We start from the raw sequence: 19,962 nt of genomic DNA, 5'->3' as shown, positions 1-19,962 counted from the left end.
CTACGAATTTTCGCCTTCAATCAGACTAATAACAAACGTTGTATGCGCGCTGTCGCGTTGGTAATTGAGATAACCGCCATGGGCTTCGATGATGTTTTTGGATAATGTCAAACCAATACCGGCACCTTCTTTCCGCGTGGTAAAAAACGGAAGGAAAATTTTATCCTGAATCTCTTTTTCAATTCCGGAACCACTATCGGAAATCACAATAAACAAACGGTTATTGGCCACTGATGCGGATAGCTCAATTACTTTCGAATCCGTCGAATCTCCGGTTAGCGCATACATACTATTGGTAAGCAGGTTTAGGATAACCTGTTCCAATTGGTTGCGGTCGACATAAAGCCAACGGTCAAAATCAATGTTATTATGGATGCTAATACCATGTGTTTTAAACAACGGCATCATGGTGTCAATACAGGATTGTACGAGCGATTGTAAAGCGGTTTTTTCCTTTTGAGGTGAGGGTAACATCGCCAGTTTGCGGTAATTGTCGACAAAGAATTGAAGATGATCACTTCGGTTGATGATCGTCGAAAGACTTAACCGGATATCATCCAGATCTTCGGAACTTAAATCGTCCTGATCCACAATTTCCTGTAAATTCTGCGATAGCGAACGAATCGGTGTCAGCGAGTTTAATAATTCATGCGAAATCACCTTCATCAGATTAATCCAGGCTTCTTTCTCTTTTTTCTCGATTACCTTTTGAATGGAATCCAGAAAAATAATATAATATTCGGTATTGTAACTCTTACTTAATGACGCCTGTAAGCGGAACGTCTGAAATTCCGCATCGGCATTTGCACGAATTTGCACGGATGTTTTCACTTCCTGAAAGTCAAATTGCTCGATAGCCGAACAAAACGATGGAATCTGCTTTTTCAGATAATGCCATTTGGAAACCTTTGGTACCGTAAACTGATTTGAAAAATAATCGTTCATCAAAAAAATACCCCATTCCGATTCCTTTTTTTCAAGGATTAAAACACCGCTGTCGATATTGTTTAAAATGGTTCGGTACACGAGTTCCTTGGATGTTTGCTCGTTTCCCCGTTCTTTTAGCGTTTCGTAAAGCTGGTACAATTTGCTGTAATTTCCGGTTTTATACGCATCGGAATAACTGGCCGAATAATCCTGCTGTAAAATAGCGGTGATGGTTTTATCGTAAAATAAAAAAGCATTTCGGATAAAATAATACATTTCCAGTAGTACTAAGACCCCGAAAAAAACAAAACCAAATAGCGTATAGTAGAGTTGTTTCTGAAACAGCAAAATACAACTTCCGAGAAGTACCAGCAATAGCAGTAACCGGATAAAAAAAGCATTGTATATTTTCCAGGATTGTGTCATAAGCGGCGGATTTAATCGTTGGTTGCAATCCCGAATTTTTCGATTCGGCGGTATAGAGCCGCTCGGGAAAGTCCCAATTCTTCGGCTGTTTTGCTAATGTTATACTGATGTTTGTGTAACGTTTTTTCGATGGTTCGTTTTTCAAGATCCGACAATTGCAGGTCTTCTGCTACCTCATCCGGTTCGGAAATGGACGTCAGATCCAGATCGGAAGCGGTGATAGTCGCCTCTTCACAAAGGATTACAGCCCTTTCGATCCGGTTTTCCATCTCGCGGATATTACCGTTCCAACGATGTTTTTCCATGTTTTCCAGTGCTTTCTCCTGAAATTGTAACCCATCCCGACCATATTTTGCGGCCAATTGTTCTAATAAAAAGTGCGCAAGTGGAATAATATCCTCATTTCGTTCGCGCAATGACGGCAATGGAATCGTCATGGTATTGATCCGATAGAACAAATCTTCCCGGAAGTTTTTTGCCGCCACTTCCTGTTTCAGGTCGAGGTTGGTCGCCGTGATGATACGCACATTTAGAGGTCGGGCTTTGGCTTCACCCAATCGGGTAACGGTTTTATTCTGGATCACTTGTAATAACTTGGATTGCAAATGCAACGGAACATTCCCGATTTCGTCCAGAAAAATCGTTCCGCCTTGTGCGGCTTCAAAACGTCCGGCGGTATCGGATTTGGCATCGGTAAAAGCACCTTTCGCATAACCGAACAATTCACTTTCGAAGATGTTTTCGTTTAACGAACCGAGGTCAACCGCGATAAACGGTTGGTCTTTCCGGTCCGAATGCCGGTGAATATAATCGGCGAAAACATATTTTCCGGTTCCATTTTCACCAAGGATAAGTACATTGGCATCCGTTTTGGCGACTTTGTCTGCAATAGCATAGGCTTGTTTGATCTTGGGAGCATTACCCATAAAAACCGACTGACCGACTTGAAGTTGCGGTGGATTCTTTTTCTGGTCTTTCCGACTTTGCGCTACGGCATTGTTGATCACCGTAAGTAATTTATCGTTGTCCCATGGTTTCATCACATAATCGAAAGCGCCGGATTTAAGCCCTTCGACTGCCGTTTCCACTTTTCCAAAAGCGGTCATCAGAACGACTACCGTGTTCGGAGCAAGCAATTTTATTTCCTTTAACCAATGAATACCTTCGCGTCCGTCTTCAAAACCGATACGATAATTCATATCCAGAAGTACCACATCAATTGGATTATCGGCAAGTAATTGGACTAATTTTTTTGGAGAATTGGCGGTATGAATGGTTTCAAAATGTTTTTTTAACAGCAGTTTTGCGGCCAAAAGAATATCATCCTGATCGTCGATAATTAAAATCTGTGCTTGTTTTTTTTTCATGGTTGTTCGGTTTCGGACAAAAAAGTGTCCGATATTGAACACTTCAAAATTAGGGCGAATTATAAAACAATTGATAATCAGAAGGTTCTTGATTTTTAAAACAATGGCACGAAATTGTCTTTGTGTAGTATATCAAAAATCAAAAAATGGATACTGTTATCACTCGTAAAAATAGAAAAAATAGCTATCGTATTGGGATAGTGCTACTTTTTTTGATCGTTAGCTATTTTGCCTATTCAATGATCACAAAAGAAAAAAGCCTGAATGTAAAAAGGGATGAGGTTAGCATCAAAACCGTAAGTAAAGCCTACTTTGAAGATTTTATTATGTTTCAGGCAAAAGCCGAACCGTTAAATTCTATTTTAATCAACATTATTGAAGGTGGTTCGGTTCAGGAAATTTTTGTAGAAAATGGAGGTCATGTCGAAAAAGGACAGGCATTGGCCAAATTATATAACCCGAATACGGAATTAAGCTACCTGACACAAGAGACGTCCATGATCGAACAAATAAACAATCTAAACAAAGCGCGATTGGATATCCGAAATCAGGAATTAAACCTCGCAAAAGACCTGATCGCAATCGAACACGATTATAATACGGCCAAACAATTATACGATCTTAACGAACGACTGTTTAAAAAAGGAATCATTGCCAAAAATGAATGGGAAACGACACGGGAAGGCTTCCGTTACCAACAGGAACGCAAAAATATTATCCAGCAAAGCATTCAAAAAGAAAAACAAACCAACCAGATCCAGATTCAGCAAATCAATCGTTCGATTGCGACAATGGAAAAAAGCCTTGACATTTTGCGAGGGAATAAAAAGAACTTTTTGATTACGGCACCCTTATCCGGACGGCTTTCTTCGTTCGAGCCGATTTTAGGTAAAAACTACCAGGCCGGAGAAAGTATCGGAAAAATTGATGTGATGCAAGGGTATAAACTGGTTGCAAAAGTCGACGAATTTTACCTGGAGCGCGTATCGGTTGGACAAAAAGGAACGATCGAATACAAAGGGAAACAGTTCCCGGTACATATTGCCAAAGTAATCCCGGAAGTTAAAGAAGGTAAATTTCAGGTCGAGCTGAATTTTGAAAACGCCAAAGAGCTGGATTTAAAACAGGGCTTAAGCTTTGGCGTTAAATTAACCCTTTCCGAAAGTGTGAAAACGCTGGTATTGCCCAAAGGAAGTTTTAATCAGGAAACCTCCGGAAACTGGATCTTTGTAGTCAATGGTGATAAAGCCATCCGACGTACGATCAAGCTGGGGCGGGAAAATCCGCTGTATTTTGAAGTGCTGGAAGGATTAAAAGATGGCGAAAACGTAATCACCTCTTCTTATCAGGATTATAAAGAAGTGGCGGTTTTACAATTTGACAAGTAAAATAATGGAATTAATAATAACTTTAACCGAACCATTTTTAAGTCGGATAAACAAAAGAACAAAATGTAAAAACCCGGAAACGGGAAATCGAAAAAATCAATCAATCAATCTAAAAAACGAACAGTTATGATCAGCATTCAAAATCTTTCTAAAGTTTTCCGGACGGAAGAAGTGGAAACAGCCGCATTAAATCAGATTGCACTGCAAATTAACGAAGGGGATTTTATCTCCGTAATGGGACCTTCGGGTTGCGGGAAATCAACCCTGCTCAATATCATCGGACTTTTGGATGGAATTACCAGTGGAAGCTATAAACTTTTAGGTCAGGAGATCAACGGACTAAAGGAAAATGAAAAAGCGAAGTTGCGGAAACAGCAAATCGGGTTTATTTTTCAAAACTTTAACCTGATTGACGAATTGTCGGTATATGACAATATCGAATTACCGCTGATCTACAATAATGTGGGTAGTGCGGAACGCAAAAAACGAGTGGAAGCCATTGCCGAACGCCTTTCGCTTTCCCATCGCCTAAAACATTATCCGCAGCAACTTTCGGGTGGACAACAACAACGGGTAGCCGTAGCGCGAGCTTTGATCACCAATCCGAAAATCATTTTGGCCGATGAGCCTACCGGAAATCTGGACAGCCGTAACGGAAACGAAGTAATGGAATTGCTAACCGATTTACACGCGAATGGCGCGACGATCATGATGGTAACCCATTCCGATTATGATGCATCGTTTTCACAGCGTACCATTCATATGAAAGACGGCGTGATCCTCAGCGAAAAGCAAAACGCCCGAAATGTAGATGTTTTAGTCGATGCCAAAGAAAATTAAAAACAACAGCAACCTTAAAAAAGAAAAACCATGATACGAATTATAATTGCCATAACTTTAAGTCTTATCGGATTTGTATGCCAGGCGCAGGTAAGCGAAAATAGAACCGTAGCCGATTTTACAACCATTGAAGCCCATAGCGGAGTTGAAATACGCTATACGCAAAGTAAAACAACCGGAATAAAAGTAACCTCCGATACGGCCGATAAAGTACAACAGATCACTACCGAAGTGGAGAAAGGCGTCTTAAAAATAAAGATAAAATCCAATAAAGGAACCAATAATTTTGAAATCGCACGGGTTGAAGTTTTAAGTCCGAATGTTGCCAATTTTAAATTGGCTTCCGGGGCCAAAATGACCTTAGAAAATGAAGTGGAAACAGCGAATGTGCAAATCACCCTTACGTCGGGAACACGTCTGGATGGAAACATCAAATCAAAAAACGTACAATTGGACATCAATTCCGGATCGGCTTTTAAAGGTGCTATTCAGACAACGACGCTAAAGGCATCCTTAGCAAGTGCCGGAAAAGCAACGATAACGGGAAAAGCAACCGAATTAAAAGTGGTAGCAAAATCGGCATCGGTTTTTAAAGCCGGTGATCTGGACGTAAAATATGCTATCGTTGAAGCGGCAAATGCCTCGAAAGTAACGGTACATGTAACCGAAAAACTGGATGCATCCGCCAGTTCGGTAGCTGCTATTGAATATTCCGGCAAACCGAAAGCGCTTACAACAAACAAAAATTCATTAGGAACCATTACAGCTAAATAACAATGATACAAAACTGGTTAAAAGTGTTTGTGTATCATTTTAAGCAACACAAACTGTTTTCAATACTCAATATATTGGGATTAAGCATCGGGATTTCCGGATTAATCTTTGCCATTTTGTATTGGAATGAAGAGCACGCGTATAACGAATGGAACCCGGAAAAAGACAAGGTTTATGAAGTGATTAACGATGTGGCCGATGCCGGTAAATGGGCGTGGAATGTAGCGCCAACCGCTCCGATGCTGGAAGCGTCATCCAAAAACATCGAAAGTTACTGTTATTATACGGCATGGTACTCGGAGGAAATTCTGAACTACAATGGAAAAAAAGAAATGATCAAGAAAATTGGCGCTGCCGAAAGTAATTTCTTCTCGTATTTCCCTTTTGAATTTATAGCCGGAAACGCGAAAACAGCCATACAGGATCAAAATAGTATAGCATTATCGGAAGACGTTGCCAAATTGTTTTTTAAAGATGAAAATCCGATAGGGAAACAAATGATCTACGATGGCAAACCGTATGCGGTACGAGGCGTATACCGTATTCCGGGTAAATCGTCGATGGCACCCGACGTGATGTTGTATTTAAAAATGGATAAAAACAGCGAAAGTTGGGGTGATTTTAATTACGGATTAATGTTAAAAATTAAGAGTCCGGACAAAGTAGACGCGGTCTGTAAAGAAATTGAAAAAATTTACTACGAACATCGCATCCGGAAAAACGCTGCCGAAATGGGAATTACGGAACAGGAGTTTATTAAAAAATACGGAGTTATCAAGGTTTCCATGACGCCATTGTCAAAAGCACGACTTAGTGACTTAACCAGCGGTTTGGTAGAAGGAAAAGGGAATTACCAGTTTTTGATGATCATGATGGGGCTTTCAATTCTGATTCTGGTACTTTCTATTGTGAATTATATCAATCTGGCCACGGCAAATGCGATTAAAAGAGCGAAAGAAATCGGTATCCGAAAAATTATCGGAGCGACTAAAAAACAAATCGTATGGCAGTTTGTTTTCGAAACTATATTAGTGGTTTTCGGGGCCTTGATTTTGTCGATGATGATCGTGGAGCTTGCTCTGCCGTTTTATAATTCGTTCTTAGAAAAAGACCTCCAAATGATCGGAAGTCAGTTCTATTTGCAATTGTTGCTGATTGTGGTCGTGGTTATCGCATTGGCGGGTATTTTTCCTGCGATATATGTATCGAATTTTGAAACCTTAAAAGTACTGAAAGGTAATTTCGGACGAAGTAAAAACGGAATATGGCTTCGAAACGGAATGTTGATCCTTCAGTTTGCCATTGCGACATTTTTTATTATCGGATCGTATATCGTATACCAACAGGTACGCTATATGAGTAGTAAGGAATTAGGCTATAAAGGCGACCAGATTGTAACGATTCCGTATCGTGCAAAAAGAGACGGAACCGATTACGAGCGATACAGAACCTTTCAACAGGAATTGCAAAAAATCAAAGGCGTTAAGGGAGTAGGAGCCGGAACCTTTAATTTTTCAGGCAGAGGTGCTACGTCTTCAACAGGCTTTACGCATAACGATAACAACATTCAGGCACAAAATATGGGAATCGACTTTGATTTACTGAATATGTTGAATATAAAACTGCTTCAGGGGCGAATGCTTTCACCGGAGTTGGCTTCCGATACCGTTAGTACAATGTTGATCAATAAAGTAACATGGGATAAGATGGGTGAAAAAGATCCGATTGGAAAAGAAATCGAATGGAACGGCCAAAAATTAAAAGTGGTTGGAATAGTCGACAATTTCCATTTATATGGATTACAGCGGGAAATACCGCCAATGGTTTTCTTTCATATTAAAACGGTTCCGTGGATGCAAACCAATATCAATAAAATATATGTAAAAGTCGATGCACAAAACATGGATCAGACGATTGCCGGTTTGGAGAAATTCTGGACGCAGAAAGTCGACACCGAATATCCGTTTAAATACGATTTTGTAGATAAAGAATACGCCCGGACCTATGAAACCTATATAAAACAACGCAATTTATTTTCGCTGCTCAATATTGTAGTGATCACTATAGCATTGTTCGGATTGTTTGCGCTGGCATCGTATTCGATCGAAAGACGCATAAAAGAAATCGCGATCCGAAGAACATTGGGTGCCGAAACCGGAATGCTACTTAAAAACCTGTCGACACAATACATCATTTTTTGTATTATCGGTTTTATTCTGGCAGCGATGCCGGCGTATTACCTGCTTAATAAATGGCTGGAAGACTTTGCTTTCCGGATTTCGATAACCACCTTACCGTTTATTATTGGTTTTGTGGTCTTATTATCGCTCACATTGCTTATCGTGCTTTCGAAAGCCTATCAGGCAACAAGGATCGATATTCTGAAATACCTGAAATACGAATAATCCACTTTGATTTTTACTACCTTTTGCTGCAATCGGACATGTTTCGGTTGCAGCTTTTTTTTGAAGTAACAGCGGAAAAACTCAGATTGACTACCCGAAAATTGAATTTTAAAATGGATTTTCGAAATTAAATCGGAAATTCTTTAAAAAATAAGCAGCTGGAAACCGGTTTGAATTCCCGTTATTGTCCCGGATTAAGGGTTTTGAAACCGGAAGTGTAAAGCGAAGCTATTGCGCAATAAACAAATACAATTCTTTATCTTTATTTTAAGAACTTTTCATCTTATCTTTGTAACATAAAGTCAGTCTTAATAAACGACTTAAAGCGAATAAAATAATGAAATTAGACAGGAAAGAAATTCTTAAAGCATTGGAAGCGATTTCCATAGCGGGAGAAGGTAAAAATATGGTAGAAAGCGGTGCGGTACAAAACGTAATCACTTTCGGAGATGAAGTAGTAGTGGATTTATTATTGCACACCCCGGCGTTGCATATCAAAAAACGCGCTGAGGTGGACATTATGAAAGTGATCCATGAAAAAATATACGATAAGGCAAAAGTAAAAGTCAATATAAAAGTTGAAGCTCCGGAAAAACCGGAAATCAAAGGCAAATCGATTCCGGGAATCAGCAATATTATCGCTGTTTCATCTGGAAAAGGTGGTGTTGGAAAATCGACTATTACGGCAAATCTGGCGGTAACGCTGGCGAATATGGGCTTTAAGGTTGGCGTTTTGGATGCAGATATTTACGGTCCTTCCATGCCGATTATGTTTGATGTGGAAAAAGCACGTCCGATTTCGGTTGAGGTTGACGGAAAATCCAAAATGAAACCCATCCAGAGTTACGGTGTGGAAATCTTATCTATCGGTTTCTTTACCAGTCCGGATCAGGCGGTAATCTGGAGAGGTCCAATGGCTTCGAAAGCTTTAAATCAGATGATTTTTGATGCCGATTGGGGCGAACTGGATTTTATGTTACTGGATTTACCACCGGGAACAGGAGATATTCACCTGTCGATCATGCAATCGCTTCCAATTACCGGAGCGGTGGTGGTAAGTACACCTCAGGCAGTGGCTTTGGCCGATGCTAAAAAAGGAGTATCGATGTTCCAGGCCGAAAGCATCAATGTACCGGTTTTGGGAATCATTGAAAACATGGCCTATTTTACACCGGATGAATTACCGGACAACAAATATTATATCTTCGGAAAAGAAGGTGCGAAAAATCTTGCAGAAGACTTACAGGTACCATTCTTAGGAGAAGTGCCAATTGTACAAAGCATTCGCGAAGCAGGCGATTACGGTCGTCCGGCCGCTTTGCAAACGGCATCGCCAATCGAAAAAGCATTTGAAGAACTGGCGCGTTCCGTAGTACAGGAAGTAGTAAGCAGAAATGAAAGTCTGCCGCCTACAGAAGCAATAAAAATTACCACGATGGCTGGATGTTCAGCTGTAAAAAAGAAATAAAATGACAACAGAAGAAATCAAACTAAACGTTGAAAGAGCACTGGAAGAAATTCGTCCGTTCTTAAATTCGGATGGTGGCGATATTACGCTTATCGAAATTGAAGACGATAAGCACGTAAAAGTTCGCCTTGAAGGTGCCTGCACAGCTTGTAGCGTAAACCAAATGACGTTACGCGCTGGTGTGGAAACTACGATCAAAAAATATGTGCCGCAGATCGAAACTGTGGTTAACGTAGCATAAATTCAGGATACAGTACCCGGCTTTTGAGATACAGAAGCCGGGACTTTTTTTGTCTTCAGGATATTTCCTGACAGGCAGTATAATGCCTTCCATCGTTAGATTTCTTGATATTTGTCATAGAACAAGAAAATAATTCGAGGGACATTTGTGTCCTTAATTAATCCATTACGTAATGATTGAAACAGATATACTAATTATTGGTGCAGGTCCCACAGGACTTTTTGCCGTTTTCGAAGCCGGACTTTTAAAATTAAAATGCCATATTATCGATGGTCTTCCGCAACCGGGAGGACAATTAACGGAGTTGTATCCTAAAAAACCTATTTTCGATATTCCGGGATTTCCGTCGGTATTGGCAGGTGATTTGGTCGATAATCTTATGGAACAGATCAAACAGTTCCAACCGGGATTTACGCTAAATGAAAAAGCGGAAACTATAGAAAAACTGGAAGATGGAACGTTTATTGTAACCACCGATAAGGGGACGCAACATCACGCAAAAGCAGTCGCTATTGCCGGTGGATTGGGAAGTTTTGAACCGAGAAAACCAATCCTGAAAGATTTGGAGTTTTACGAGCAGGAAGATAAGGGGGTAGAGTATTTTGTAAAAGATCCGGAAAAATTCCGCAATAAAAAAGTAGTAATTTCCGGAGGAGGAGATTCGGCTTTGGACTGGAGTATCTTTTTATCGAATGTAGCCTCGGAAGTAACGCTGGTACACCGTCGAAACGAATTCCGTGGTGCTTTGGACTCGGTTGAAAAAGTTCAGGAATTGAAAAAAGCAGGTAAAATTCGTTTGATCACACCTGCTGAAGTTGTTGGTTTTAAAGGATCCGAACGTATTGAATCGGTGGATATCGAAATCAATGGCGCACGCATGAATGTAGAAACCGATTATTTTATCCCGTTATTCGGATTGACACCAAAATTGGGCGCTATTGCCAATTGGGGACTTGAGATCGAGAAAAACGCGATTAAAGTAAATAATGCGCTGGATTATCAGACCAATATCGAAGGAATTTATGCCATTGGCGATATCAATACCTATCCGGGTAAATTAAAACTGATTTTATGTGGTTTCCACGAAGCCACTTTAATGTGTCAGAGTGTTTATAACAAACTGAATCCGGGTAAAAAATACGTATTAAAATATACCACCGTAAGTGGTGTCGACGGTTTTGACGGTACCCGTAAGGAAGCCGAAAAAGCGGTTGTAAAATCAATTGAATAGCCATGTCTCAGGATGTAACGATAATCATTACAGACCGTGAAGGAGCGGTTCATGAGGTACAGGCGCCTACAGATATGAATATGAATATCATGGAACTGGTACGTGCCTACGAACTGGCGCCGGAAGGAACCATTGGTATTTGCGGCGGAATGGCCATGTGTGCGTCCTGCCAGTGTTATATACTCAACGATGTGGGCCTACCGGAAATGAACGATGATGAAGAGGCGATGTTATCGGAAGCTTTTAATGTAAAAGATAACAGTAGGCTTGGATGTCAGATTCACATCACGGAAGCAATAAACGGACTAGAACTGGAGTTGGCTCCGGAATAATAAAAAAAGCGAAGATTTTTCTTCGCTTTTTTTGTAACATTTTGAGAAGTCTGCCGTATAATTACTACACGCGATAAATTTCCCGAATGGGGTATAATTAATGACACAAACTTCGTATTCTCCCGGATTACATCAACTTCTAACACTTTCTGTTTCGGATAGCCGTAAGCTTATCACAGCAGAAGATTTTATTATTTTTACCGAAACGATACTGGAAAAATACCAACTCGAAAAAGTAGGTATAGTAACACACACTTTTGACAATAGCAGTTTTACGATTGCTGTCTGTTTAAAAGAGTCGCATATCTGTATTCATACCTGGCCGGAATACAACCAACTCACCATGGATATTTATTTGTGTAATTATCTTCAGGACAATTCGGTAAAAGTGAAAAACATGGCAAATGATTATATCGCCTATTTTCAGGCGGATGTTATTAAAAATTTTGAAATTAACAGATAAGGAATGAGAATTACGTGCTATCAGTGTGATACCCCTACAGATGTTGAAGTGCCGTTTCCGGTGAAACAATTTGTCTGTTCCAATTGTTTCAGTATTTATAAAGCAACCGAAACCGGTGACTTTACGTTTAAAGATAAATACAAATACGACAAACAGATCGGTGGTCTTGCACTGGGACTAAAAGGGACACTGGAAGAGGAAGAGTATACTGTTACGGGCGTTGTTGTTAAAGAATATATGAATTACTATTGGAAAGAGTATGTTCTGGCCTCAACGACAGGGAAGTTTTTATATTTATCGGAAGTAAGTGGACACTGGATTTTGTTACGAGAAATTCCGGATGATTTTGCAAAAGGCCATCCCAAAATAATCGATTATAATGACAAGGTTTTTAAGCTGTATGATATTGCAAGACCGAGAATAGCAGCAGCGGCCGGTTTTTTTGATATTGATTTGCCAACAGGACTGATAACGATGGCTGAACTTATCGCACCACCGTATATGATCTCTTTTGAAAAGTTAGAAAAAGAAGAACGGACGGTTTTTTTAGGTGAACATATTTCAAAGAATCAGATAAAACGTATTTTTAAGCCTACGAAAGAATTGCCTAATCGGATTGGTATCGGATTGGTGCAACCCTATTTTTTTAATGTCCGACAACTGGCTTTGATATTGTGTTCGGTAACCTTGTTGATTCTGTTAACGCATTTGTATGTGTATCACGATAAGCAGGAAGAAGTAGTTTTTAGCAATGATATTTCTTTTAGCGAATACAATGACAAAGAGTATATTTCCCCGGCGTTTACACTTAATGGCGGCGCATCGCCACTAACCATTTCCGTGCATTCCGGAGTGGATAATTCGTGGGCCAATGCACAGGTAGCTTTGGTAAATGAAGACACAAACGAAGAGATATATGCGAATAAAGATGTCGAATATTATCACGGTTATTCGGAAGGCGAAAGCTGGACCGAAGGCGATCAATCGGACGACTTCAGTATCTGCGGTATAGGTGCCGGAAAATACCACCTGGCGATAACTGTTGTAAAAGCTCCGGAAGACCTGAATAATACCGGTATGAAAGTAACGGCAACCTGGAATAAAGCCTCCTATTGGAATATTTGGATGCTGGTTATTATTATGGCTGTGATTGTATTAATTGCCTACTTTGGAGAGCTGTATAACGAAATAAAACGATGGGAAGATAGTCCGTATACTCCTTATGAATAATAGCGATGACAATGAAAAATAATATGCAAACCTATATAAAGCAAAATAAATGGCCACTGTTATTAGGGCTAGCCATTTATTTGGTGTATTTGCAATTTGTAATCGGAGGAAACCGGATCTGCGATTGTGCCACGGTTGAAAAATACGGTACGTCAGAATCGCGTACTCATCGTGTAAACCGATTTTATCATAAATAACCAAAAAATAAAAAATATGGATTTTATCAGTACAAAACTCATTTTAAACTCCTTGGTCTTTTCCGTGTTGGGATTACTGATCTTGTTAGGGTCTTATTTTGTAATCGAAAAATTGACACCTGAAAATACATGGAAAGAAATTTCCGAAAAGAATAATGTGGCGGTAGCAATTGTGCTGGCGGCCTTTATTATCGGGATTTCAATGATAGTAAGCGCAGCGATTCATGGGTAAAAAATTCCTTCGATTTGAATTTTTATTGCTTATCGCCGTTTTTACAATTGCAACCTGTGGCTTGGTATACGAACTCGTTGCCGGTACACTGGCGAGTTACCTGTTAGGTGATTCCGTAAAACAGTTTTCATTGATCATTGGTGTATACCTGTTTTCAATGGGAATTGGGTCGTATTTCTCAAAATTCATTACCAAAAAACTGCTGGACACCTTTGTCGAAATCGAAATATTGGTGGGCTTAGTCGGTGGTTTAAGTTCCGTGGTGCTGTTTTTGTTATTCGAAAGTGTCGATTATTTTCAGTTTATTCTATATCTACTCGTATTTACTACGGGCTGTCTGGTTGGTCTTGAAATTCCGTTGCTAATGAATATCCTGAAAGACCGGGTGGAATTCCGTGATTTGGTATCCAATGTTTTTACCTTCGATTATATAGGTGCTTTATTAGCTTCTATATTGTTCCCGTTGGTTTTGGTTCCGCAATTGGGTGTAATGCGAACCTCTTTGTTTTTTGGTATGATCAATATAGCAATTGCGATTGGTCTGTGTTTTCTTCTTAAAAAAGAATTAAACCGTCCGTTTGTTTTAAAAGTAAAAGCGATAGCCTCGTTTTTTCTATTGTTGGTTGTTTTTGTCTTTTCGGAAGCTATTCTGTCCTTTTCTGAAGGGAAATTGTACGGCGAAAATATTGTGTATACGAGTTCCACACCCTACCAACGAATTGTGTTAACACATAATAAAAGCGATTACCGTTTATACCTAAATAACAACCTTCAGTTTAGTTCTGCCGACGAATACCGGTATCATGAGGCTTTGGTACATCCGGTAATGGCCGCTGCCAAAAAGGTCGACCATGTATTGGTGTTAGGAGGAGGCGATGGGTTAGCCGTTAGGGAAATTCTGAAATACAAAGAGGTAAAGCGTATTACGTTGGTCGATTTGGATGAAGGAATGACAAAACTATTTAAAACCAATACGATCCTAACCGGATTTAATAAAAATTCCCTGATCGATCCAAAAGTAAAAGTGATCAATCAGGATGCCTATATCTGGGCTAAAAACTGTCCGGAAAAATTTGATGTGGCTATTATCGATTTCCCGGATCCGTCCAATTACAGTTTGGGAAAACTGTACTCCCTGAATTTTTACAGATCCTTACAGCATATTCTAAGTCCGGATGCTTTTATAGTGGTTCAGACTACATCGCCTTATTTTGCACCAAAGTCTTTTTGGTGTATCAATAAGACCATAAATGAAGTTTTTCCGCAAGTCGATGCCTATCATGCCTACGTGCCTTCGTTTGGTGAATGGGGCTATACAATTGCAGCGCTTAATCCGTCGGCAGCATTCTCGACTGTAAACCGGAAAGCGGATGGATTACGCTTTTATAATTATCAGTTTGATAAACTTAATTTTTTTTCCAAAGATATGATTGCCAATACAGTGGAAATAAATCGTTTGGATAATCAGATCTTAGTGCGCTATTTTGATGAAGAGTGGGGAAAATTATAAGTCAAGACGTACTTTTTTAAAAGGAATCGCGGCTTCATTGCTATTGATTCCACTGGTGCAATCCTGTAAACAGAAAGCCACAGGACTGTTGTTGCGACTCACAGGAACGAACCATATATTGGGGCATCGTCTTTGGGCGAAAAACTTTCCGAAGCCGGTTCGGGAAATTCATATTCCGTATCTGATTGTAGGTGGCGGAATTGCTGGCCTTAGTGCGGCGAGACAACTCCATAAAAAAGGAATAACCGATTTTTTAGTAGTTGAGCTGGAAGACCATTTGGGAGGGAATTCGTCCAATGGCGAAAACCGGTACTCGAAATACCCGTTGGGAGCACACTATCTTCCGTTGCCCAATTTTCAGGATAAAGAACTGTTGCAATTTCTGGGAGAAACCAAAATAATTACCGGTTATGATACCAAAGGTTTTCCGGTATTCGATGAGGAACAGTTGACGTTTTCGCCTCAGGAACGGTTGTATTATAAAAATAGCTGGCAGGAAGGTCTTGTTCCGCGATTGGGAGCTACTCAGGCGGAAGAAGAGCAGTTCCGTCGGTTTTTTGACAAAATGGAGTTTTTTAGAAAAGCAAAAGGTTTGGACGGAGCCTATCTGTTTGATATCCCGTTGGTGCTGTCTTCGACTGATCATGAGACGCGGCTGTTAGATACAATCACAATGCTGGAATGGATGGATCGCAACGGATTTACGACGGAAGCTTTACGGAATTATATTGACTATTGTTGTCGGGACGATTATGGTTTGGGAATCGCCTATGTTTCGGCTTGGGCGGGGATTCATTATTTCTGTGGAAGGAAACACGATGCTACGGCCGATAAAAAAGAAAATGTGTTAACCTGGGCGGAAGGAAATGCAAGACTGGCATCGCATTTAAAAAAATACACCGATCAGAAAACATTGAAAAAGCATTTGGTGTATCAGGCCGAAATTAAAAATGATTCCGTAGTGATAGCCGCATTCGATAGCGAAAAGCAGGAGTCGGTTACCATTGTAGCTGATCGGGTAATTCTGGCTACGCCTCAATTTGTAAATCAGTATTTACTGACCGGTAGGAAGGAGTTTTCAAAAGCATTTCATTATGCGCCCTGGTTGCTGGCTACGGTAACGGTGACAGAATTAATCGACAACCACAGTTATCCGTTGTGTTGGGATAATGTTATATACGATGCTAAAGGATTGGGATATATTTATGATCAGCATCAATCCTTACAACAACTACAGCCTAAAAAAGTAATTACATATTATCATAGTTTTTCGTCGGCAAATATACCACAAAGCCGAAGAGAGCTATATAAGCAAGATAAGGAATATTGGAAGCGGCAGGTGCTTTCCGATTTGAGCAAAGCCCATCCGGATATTGAGCAATATGTCGAAGCGATTGATATCCACCTTTTAGGACATGGGATGATTAGTCCTGTTCCCGGATTTTTATTCGGAAAAGAAAAAGAACAGGCCGGACAATCTATTGGCAACAGAATTTATTTCGCCCATTCGGATCTGGCCGGAATTTCCATTTTTGAAGAAGCTTTTCATCAGGGTATTAATGCCGTTAATAAAATGATACATGATGCAACCCTGGATTCATAAAGCCAAATCAGATAGCCTGTTTATCCTATTGCCTCCCTTTTTGGTGCTGGCGGTAATTGTGTTTTTTCAGAAAGAAATCCTTTGGGCCGAACAACACTATTCGTTTTATACCTGGTTGTTTTTGATTGTATTTATTGATGTCGCGCATGTTTATGCCACCTTGTTTAAAACCTATTTTGTCGCCTCTGAATTTCAAAAGCGGAAAAAATTATTAATCGGATTACCGATACTCTGCCTGATAATAGGGATGATCTTGTTTTCCTTTGGGGAAGCCTTTTTCTGGTCGGTATTGGCCTATGTGGCTGTCTTTCATTTTATCCGACAGCAATATGGTTTTATGCGATTGTATTCCAGAAACGAAGCCAGAGAAAAGTACAGCCGCTATTTCGACAGTCTGGTAATTTATACGGCAACCGGATATCCGATGTTGTACTGGTTTTTGTCCCCATCGCGAAATTTTAACTGGTTTATGCCACGGGAATTTCTGCAGTTTCAGAATGCTACGCTGTTGGAAATACTACAGTTTGGCTATGTTTTGGTACTTGTAGCCTATGTCGTGCGAACGGTTTATAAAGCTGTAAAAGAGCGTTACTTTAATGTTCCGAAGAACACCGTGATTGTTGGAACGGCTTTATCCTGGTATTTTGGGATTGTATATTTTAATAATGATTTGATTTTTACAGCGCTTAACGTCGTTTCGCATGGAATACCTTATATGGCATTGGTCTATTTAAAAGAAATTGAATCTAAAAATGAAAGTAGCACCGGAATATTGCAGGGGCTTAAAAATTATAAAAAGATAGCATTGTATATCGGTATTTTGCTTAGTATAGCTTTTGCCGAAGAATACCTCTGGGAAGTCACGGTCTGGCAGGAACATTTTTCGGCTGTCCGATTCGATCTTACCACATTGCATTTTCTTTTGGTACCCTTGTTGGTTGTACCGCAGTTTACACATTATATATTGGACGGATTTATATGGAAATCCAAATAAAAAAACATCCTGAAAAGGATGTTTTTTGTTTTATGTGGTTGCCAGGTTTTTCTGGCGGATAGTTTCTTCAATCGCATTCCATAGTCCGATGCGTTTTTCGAGTGCCAATATAGAGACACTTTCCACTTCGCTCCATTTCTCGGAATCCTCGCCGCAAAGTTCGCTGATCATCTGCATTGCCATTGGACCGTGATCATCGGCGTCTAATTCGATATGACGTTCAAAATAATAAATCAGTTTGGAAAGATCGGTAGCCGGGAAATTCTCCTGAAAATGTTTTAGAATGGCGGTAAACATACCCGGAATCAGATCTTCGCGTCCGAAGGTAAAAGCAGCGGCAATTTCATGTGGTTTTCCCTGTTCGATTACGCGGAACGTAAAGTCGAGAAAAGCCTTGATATTGGGATGTAAGCTACTTTGTTTGATCGATACAAAAATATTCTGAGTGTTCACTACGTTGTCCAGAAATTCGTATACCGGTGTCGTATTGGCGTGACAATCGTTCATCGCATCGATATACATTTCGAAATGACTCAGTCGTTTTCCGTCCAATGAAATATCGGATTCTTCCGCGAGTACAATCTCATTGATCAAATAACGGGTTTCCGGATTTTTAGTGGCAAACCACGGTGTCGTCGTACAGGTTAGTTTGGATTGTAATGCTTTTAGCAATGACATAAAATCCCAAACGGCATACACATGTCCTTCAAGAAAACAATGCAGGTCGTCTATATTTTGAATCTGGCTGTATAAAGGATGGCTCAAAAGGATATCCTTTTGAGGTTGAATTTTTTTATTGATGGATTTTATATTCATTGGTAAAAGTTTAGTACAAAAATAAACAAGCTAGCGGTTATGCGAATAGCTTTTAACATTGATTTACGTATAAAGCGATCAATAGGTTTTATAATAGCTGGTTTTTTATCATAAAAAAAGAGCTTGTATAAAGCTCTTTTTAAATATATAGGGATTTAGAATCCTATTTGAATGCGTTTAATCCGGTTACATCCATACCTGTGATCAATAAGTGAATATCGTGTGTACCTTCGTAAGTTACAACCGATTCTAAGTTCATCATATGACGCATGATCGAATATTCACCTGTGATTCCCATACCACCTAACATCTGACGCGCATCACGAGCAATGGTTAAAGCCATATCCACGTTGTTACGTTTCGCCATAGAGATCTGAGCCGATGTAGCTCTTCCTTCGTTACGCAATACACCCAATCTCCAGGTTAATAATTGTGCCTTAGTGATTTCAGTGATCATTTCAGCTAATTTCTTTTGTTGCAATTGTGTCGCTCCGATTGGTTTGTCAAACTGGATACGCTCTTTTGAATAACGTAAAGCCGTATCGTAGCAATCCATAGCAGCACCGATAGCACCCCATGCAATTCCGTAACGTGCCGAGTCAAGACATCCTAGTGGTGCTCCTAATCCGGATTTGTTTGGTAATAAGTTTTCTTTTGGAACTTTTACGTTGTCGAAAATCAACTCACCTGTAGCCGAAGCACGAAGTGACCATTTGTTGTGCGTTTCAGGAGTTGTAAAACCTTCCATACCTCTTTCAACGATTAATCCGTGGATTCTTCCTTGTTCGTCTTTAGCCCAAACCACAGCGATATCGGCAAATGGCGCATTGGAAATCCACATTTTAGCACCGTTTAGTAAATAGTGATCTCCCATATCTTTAAAGTTGGTCACTAAACCACCCGGGTTCGAACCGTAATCCGGCTCTGTTAATCCGAAACAACCGATAAATTCTCCGGTAGCTAATTTCGGAAGGTATTTCATACGTTGCTCTTCGTTACCGTATTTCCAGATTGGATACATTACCAATGAAGATTGTACAGAAGAAGTAGAACGTACACCAGAATCGCCTCTTTCAATTTCCTGCATGATTAAACCGTAAGAGATCTGATCCAATCCGGCACCACCATATTCTACAGGAATATAAGGACCGAAACCACCGATTTCTGCCAAACCATTGATGATTTGTTTTGGGAATTCTGCTTTTTGAGCATATTCTTCGATAATTGGAGATACGTCACGTTTTACCCAGGCACGGGCAGCATCACGTACTAATTTATGTTCGTCTGATAATAAATCGTCTAATAGGTAATAATCAGGAGCTTGAAATAAGTCTGGTTTCATTGTTTATAAATTTTGGTTCACAAAAGTAAGCAAACAAAATCAACTTTTCAACACTATAGAACGCTATAATATCGAATTGTCCTAAATTTTAGAGGTATAATTCCACCGATTTAAAAATATTTTTGTTTTGAAAATGGGAAAAATTTAAAAAACAGTAAAATAGCCAAAACGGATAC

18 protein-coding genes are annotated in these 19,962 nt (G+C 39.8%); 14 read left to right on the top strand and 4 right to left on the bottom strand.

The features are described 5' to 3' along the window. Both Q1R07_RS12250 and Q1R07_RS12245 read right to left on the bottom strand, forming a co-directional pair. Complete coding sequence (locus Q1R07_RS12250; protein ID WP_300490624.1) at positions 1-1,353, bottom strand: HAMP domain-containing sensor histidine kinase; 1,353 nt, start codon at positions 1,351-1,353, stop codon at positions 1-3. An 11-nt stretch (positions 1,354-1,364) separates the two neighbouring features. Further along, complete coding sequence (locus Q1R07_RS12245; RefSeq protein ID WP_300490621.1) at positions 1,365-2,720, bottom strand: sigma-54 dependent transcriptional regulator; 1,356 nt, start codon at positions 2,718-2,720, stop codon at positions 1,365-1,367. Between the two features lie 146 nt (positions 2,721-2,866). Here Q1R07_RS12245 and Q1R07_RS12240 point away from each other — a divergent pair, with 146 nt between their 5' ends. The 14 genes from Q1R07_RS12240 (at position 2,867) to Q1R07_RS12175 (ending at position 17,628) form a co-directional block, all read left to right on the top strand. Beyond that, positions 2,867-4,108: an HlyD family efflux transporter periplasmic adaptor subunit gene (locus tag Q1R07_RS12240; protein ID WP_300490618.1), complete on the top strand. Its 1,242-nt coding sequence runs from the start codon at positions 2,867-2,869 to the stop codon at positions 4,106-4,108. Positions 4,109-4,234: 126 nt separating this feature from the next. Next, positions 4,235-4,948, top strand: a complete 714-nt coding sequence (locus tag Q1R07_RS12235; protein ID WP_136403996.1) for an ABC transporter ATP-binding protein — start codon at positions 4,235-4,237, stop codon at positions 4,946-4,948. A gap of 30 nt (positions 4,949-4,978) precedes the next feature. After that, on the top strand, positions 4,979-5,722 hold the full coding sequence (locus Q1R07_RS12230; RefSeq protein ID WP_300490615.1) for a head GIN domain-containing protein: 744 nt from the start codon (positions 4,979-4,981) through the stop codon (positions 5,720-5,722). 2 nt (positions 5,723-5,724) lie between these two features. Continuing rightward, positions 5,725-8,127, top strand: coding sequence for an ABC transporter permease (locus Q1R07_RS12225; RefSeq protein WP_300490612.1), 2,403 nt, complete (start codon positions 5,725-5,727; stop codon positions 8,125-8,127). A gap of 337 nt (positions 8,128-8,464) precedes the next feature. Then, complete coding sequence (locus tag Q1R07_RS12220) at positions 8,465-9,595, top strand: Mrp/NBP35 family ATP-binding protein (RefSeq protein ID WP_300490609.1); 1,131 nt, start codon at positions 8,465-8,467, stop codon at positions 9,593-9,595. Position 9,596: 1 nt separating this feature from the next. Then, entirely contained in the window at positions 9,597-9,836 is a 240-nt protein-coding gene (locus tag Q1R07_RS12215; protein ID WP_256551594.1) for a NifU family protein, read from the top strand. A 172-nt stretch (positions 9,837-10,008) separates the two neighbouring features. Continuing rightward, positions 10,009-11,067 carry an NAD(P)/FAD-dependent oxidoreductase gene (locus tag Q1R07_RS12210; RefSeq protein ID WP_300490601.1) on the top strand — a complete coding sequence of 353 codons (1,059 nt, stop codon included), beginning with the start codon at positions 10,009-10,011 and terminating at the stop codon, positions 11,065-11,067. A 2-nt stretch (positions 11,068-11,069) separates the two neighbouring features. Continuing rightward, positions 11,070-11,399 (top strand): 2Fe-2S iron-sulfur cluster-binding protein, encoded by a 330-nt coding sequence (locus tag Q1R07_RS12205; RefSeq protein WP_300490598.1) that lies wholly within the window; start codon positions 11,070-11,072, stop codon positions 11,397-11,399. Positions 11,400-11,499: 100 nt separating this feature from the next. Continuing rightward, entirely contained in the window at positions 11,500-11,862 is a 363-nt protein-coding gene (locus tag Q1R07_RS12200) for an S-adenosylmethionine decarboxylase (RefSeq protein ID WP_300490596.1), read from the top strand. Between the two features lie 3 nt (positions 11,863-11,865). Further along, complete coding sequence (locus Q1R07_RS12195; protein ID WP_300490593.1) at positions 11,866-13,092, top strand: DUF4178 domain-containing protein; 1,227 nt, start codon at positions 11,866-11,868, stop codon at positions 13,090-13,092. Positions 13,093-13,305: 213 nt separating this feature from the next. Further along, positions 13,306-13,521, top strand: coding sequence for a DUF350 domain-containing protein (locus Q1R07_RS12190; protein WP_300490590.1), 216 nt, complete (start codon positions 13,306-13,308; stop codon positions 13,519-13,521). Continuing rightward, on the top strand, positions 13,514-15,031 hold the full coding sequence (locus tag Q1R07_RS12185; protein WP_300490587.1) for a polyamine aminopropyltransferase: 1,518 nt from the start codon (positions 13,514-13,516) through the stop codon (positions 15,029-15,031). Before Q1R07_RS12190 ends, Q1R07_RS12185 begins: the two co-directional genes overlap by 8 nt. Continuing rightward, positions 15,009-16,634 (top strand): NAD(P)/FAD-dependent oxidoreductase, encoded by a 1,626-nt coding sequence (locus Q1R07_RS12180; protein WP_300490584.1) that lies wholly within the window; start codon positions 15,009-15,011, stop codon positions 16,632-16,634. Before Q1R07_RS12185 ends, Q1R07_RS12180 begins: the two co-directional genes overlap by 23 nt. Continuing rightward, complete coding sequence (locus Q1R07_RS12175) at positions 16,612-17,628, top strand: hypothetical protein (protein ID WP_300490581.1); 1,017 nt, start codon at positions 16,612-16,614, stop codon at positions 17,626-17,628. Before Q1R07_RS12180 ends, Q1R07_RS12175 begins: the two co-directional genes overlap by 23 nt. 30 nt (positions 17,629-17,658) lie before the next feature. Here Q1R07_RS12175 and Q1R07_RS12170 read toward each other — a convergent pair whose 3' ends face one another. Continuing rightward, positions 17,659-18,444, bottom strand: coding sequence for a DUF3050 domain-containing protein (locus tag Q1R07_RS12170; protein ID WP_300490578.1), 786 nt, complete (start codon positions 18,442-18,444; stop codon positions 17,659-17,661). Positions 18,445-18,607: 163 nt separating this feature from the next. Continuing rightward, a complete protein-coding gene (locus tag Q1R07_RS12165; RefSeq protein ID WP_300490575.1) occupies positions 18,608-19,786 on the bottom strand; it encodes an acyl-CoA dehydrogenase family protein in 1,179 nt (392 codons plus the stop codon). Between the last annotated feature and the right edge of the window lie 176 nt (positions 19,787-19,962).

This window comes from Flavobacterium sp. (assembly GCF_030146175.1).
Lineage (GTDB): Bacteria > Bacteroidota > Bacteroidia > Flavobacteriales > Flavobacteriaceae > Flavobacterium.
The sequence above is the reverse complement of the archived record's forward strand: the minus strand, read 5'-3'. Positions and strand labels throughout refer to the sequence as shown.

Excerpts from the sequence above, each read along its gene's own strand:
- Q1R07_RS12250 (WP_300490624.1), bottom strand. The coding sequence starts at position 1,353 with ATGACACAATCCTGGAAAATATACAATGCTTTTTTTATCCGGTTACTG.
- Q1R07_RS12245 (WP_300490621.1), bottom strand. The coding sequence starts at position 2,720 with ATGAAAAAAAAACAAGCACAGATTTTAATTATCGACGATCAGGATGAT.
- Q1R07_RS12240 (WP_300490618.1), top strand. The coding sequence starts at position 2,867 with ATGGATACTGTTATCACTCGTAAAAATAGAAAAAATAGCTATCGTATT.
- Q1R07_RS12235 (WP_136403996.1), top strand. The coding sequence starts at position 4,235 with ATGATCAGCATTCAAAATCTTTCTAAAGTTTTCCGGACGGAAGAAGTG.
- Q1R07_RS12230 (WP_300490615.1), top strand. The coding sequence starts at position 4,979 with ATGATACGAATTATAATTGCCATAACTTTAAGTCTTATCGGATTTGTA.
- Q1R07_RS12225 (WP_300490612.1), top strand. The coding sequence starts at position 5,725 with ATGATACAAAACTGGTTAAAAGTGTTTGTGTATCATTTTAAGCAACAC.
- Q1R07_RS12220 (WP_300490609.1), top strand. The coding sequence starts at position 8,465 with ATGAAATTAGACAGGAAAGAAATTCTTAAAGCATTGGAAGCGATTTCC.
- Q1R07_RS12215 (WP_256551594.1), top strand. The coding sequence starts at position 9,597 with ATGACAACAGAAGAAATCAAACTAAACGTTGAAAGAGCACTGGAAGAA.
- Q1R07_RS12210 (WP_300490601.1), top strand. The coding sequence starts at position 10,009 with ATGATTGAAACAGATATACTAATTATTGGTGCAGGTCCCACAGGACTT.
- Q1R07_RS12205 (WP_300490598.1), top strand. The coding sequence starts at position 11,070 with ATGTCTCAGGATGTAACGATAATCATTACAGACCGTGAAGGAGCGGTT.
- Q1R07_RS12200 (WP_300490596.1), top strand. The coding sequence starts at position 11,500 with ATGACACAAACTTCGTATTCTCCCGGATTACATCAACTTCTAACACTT.
- Q1R07_RS12195 (WP_300490593.1), top strand. The coding sequence starts at position 11,866 with ATGAGAATTACGTGCTATCAGTGTGATACCCCTACAGATGTTGAAGTG.
- Q1R07_RS12190 (WP_300490590.1), top strand. The coding sequence starts at position 13,306 with ATGGATTTTATCAGTACAAAACTCATTTTAAACTCCTTGGTCTTTTCC.
- Q1R07_RS12185 (WP_300490587.1), top strand. The coding sequence starts at position 13,514 with ATGGGTAAAAAATTCCTTCGATTTGAATTTTTATTGCTTATCGCCGTT.
- Q1R07_RS12180 (WP_300490584.1), top strand. The coding sequence starts at position 15,009 with ATGAAGAGTGGGGAAAATTATAAGTCAAGACGTACTTTTTTAAAAGGA.
- Q1R07_RS12175 (WP_300490581.1), top strand. The coding sequence starts at position 16,612 with ATGATGCAACCCTGGATTCATAAAGCCAAATCAGATAGCCTGTTTATC.
- Q1R07_RS12170 (WP_300490578.1), bottom strand. The coding sequence starts at position 18,444 with ATGAATATAAAATCCATCAATAAAAAAATTCAACCTCAAAAGGATATC.
- Q1R07_RS12165 (WP_300490575.1), bottom strand. The coding sequence starts at position 19,786 with ATGAAACCAGACTTATTTCAAGCTCCTGATTATTACCTATTAGACGAT.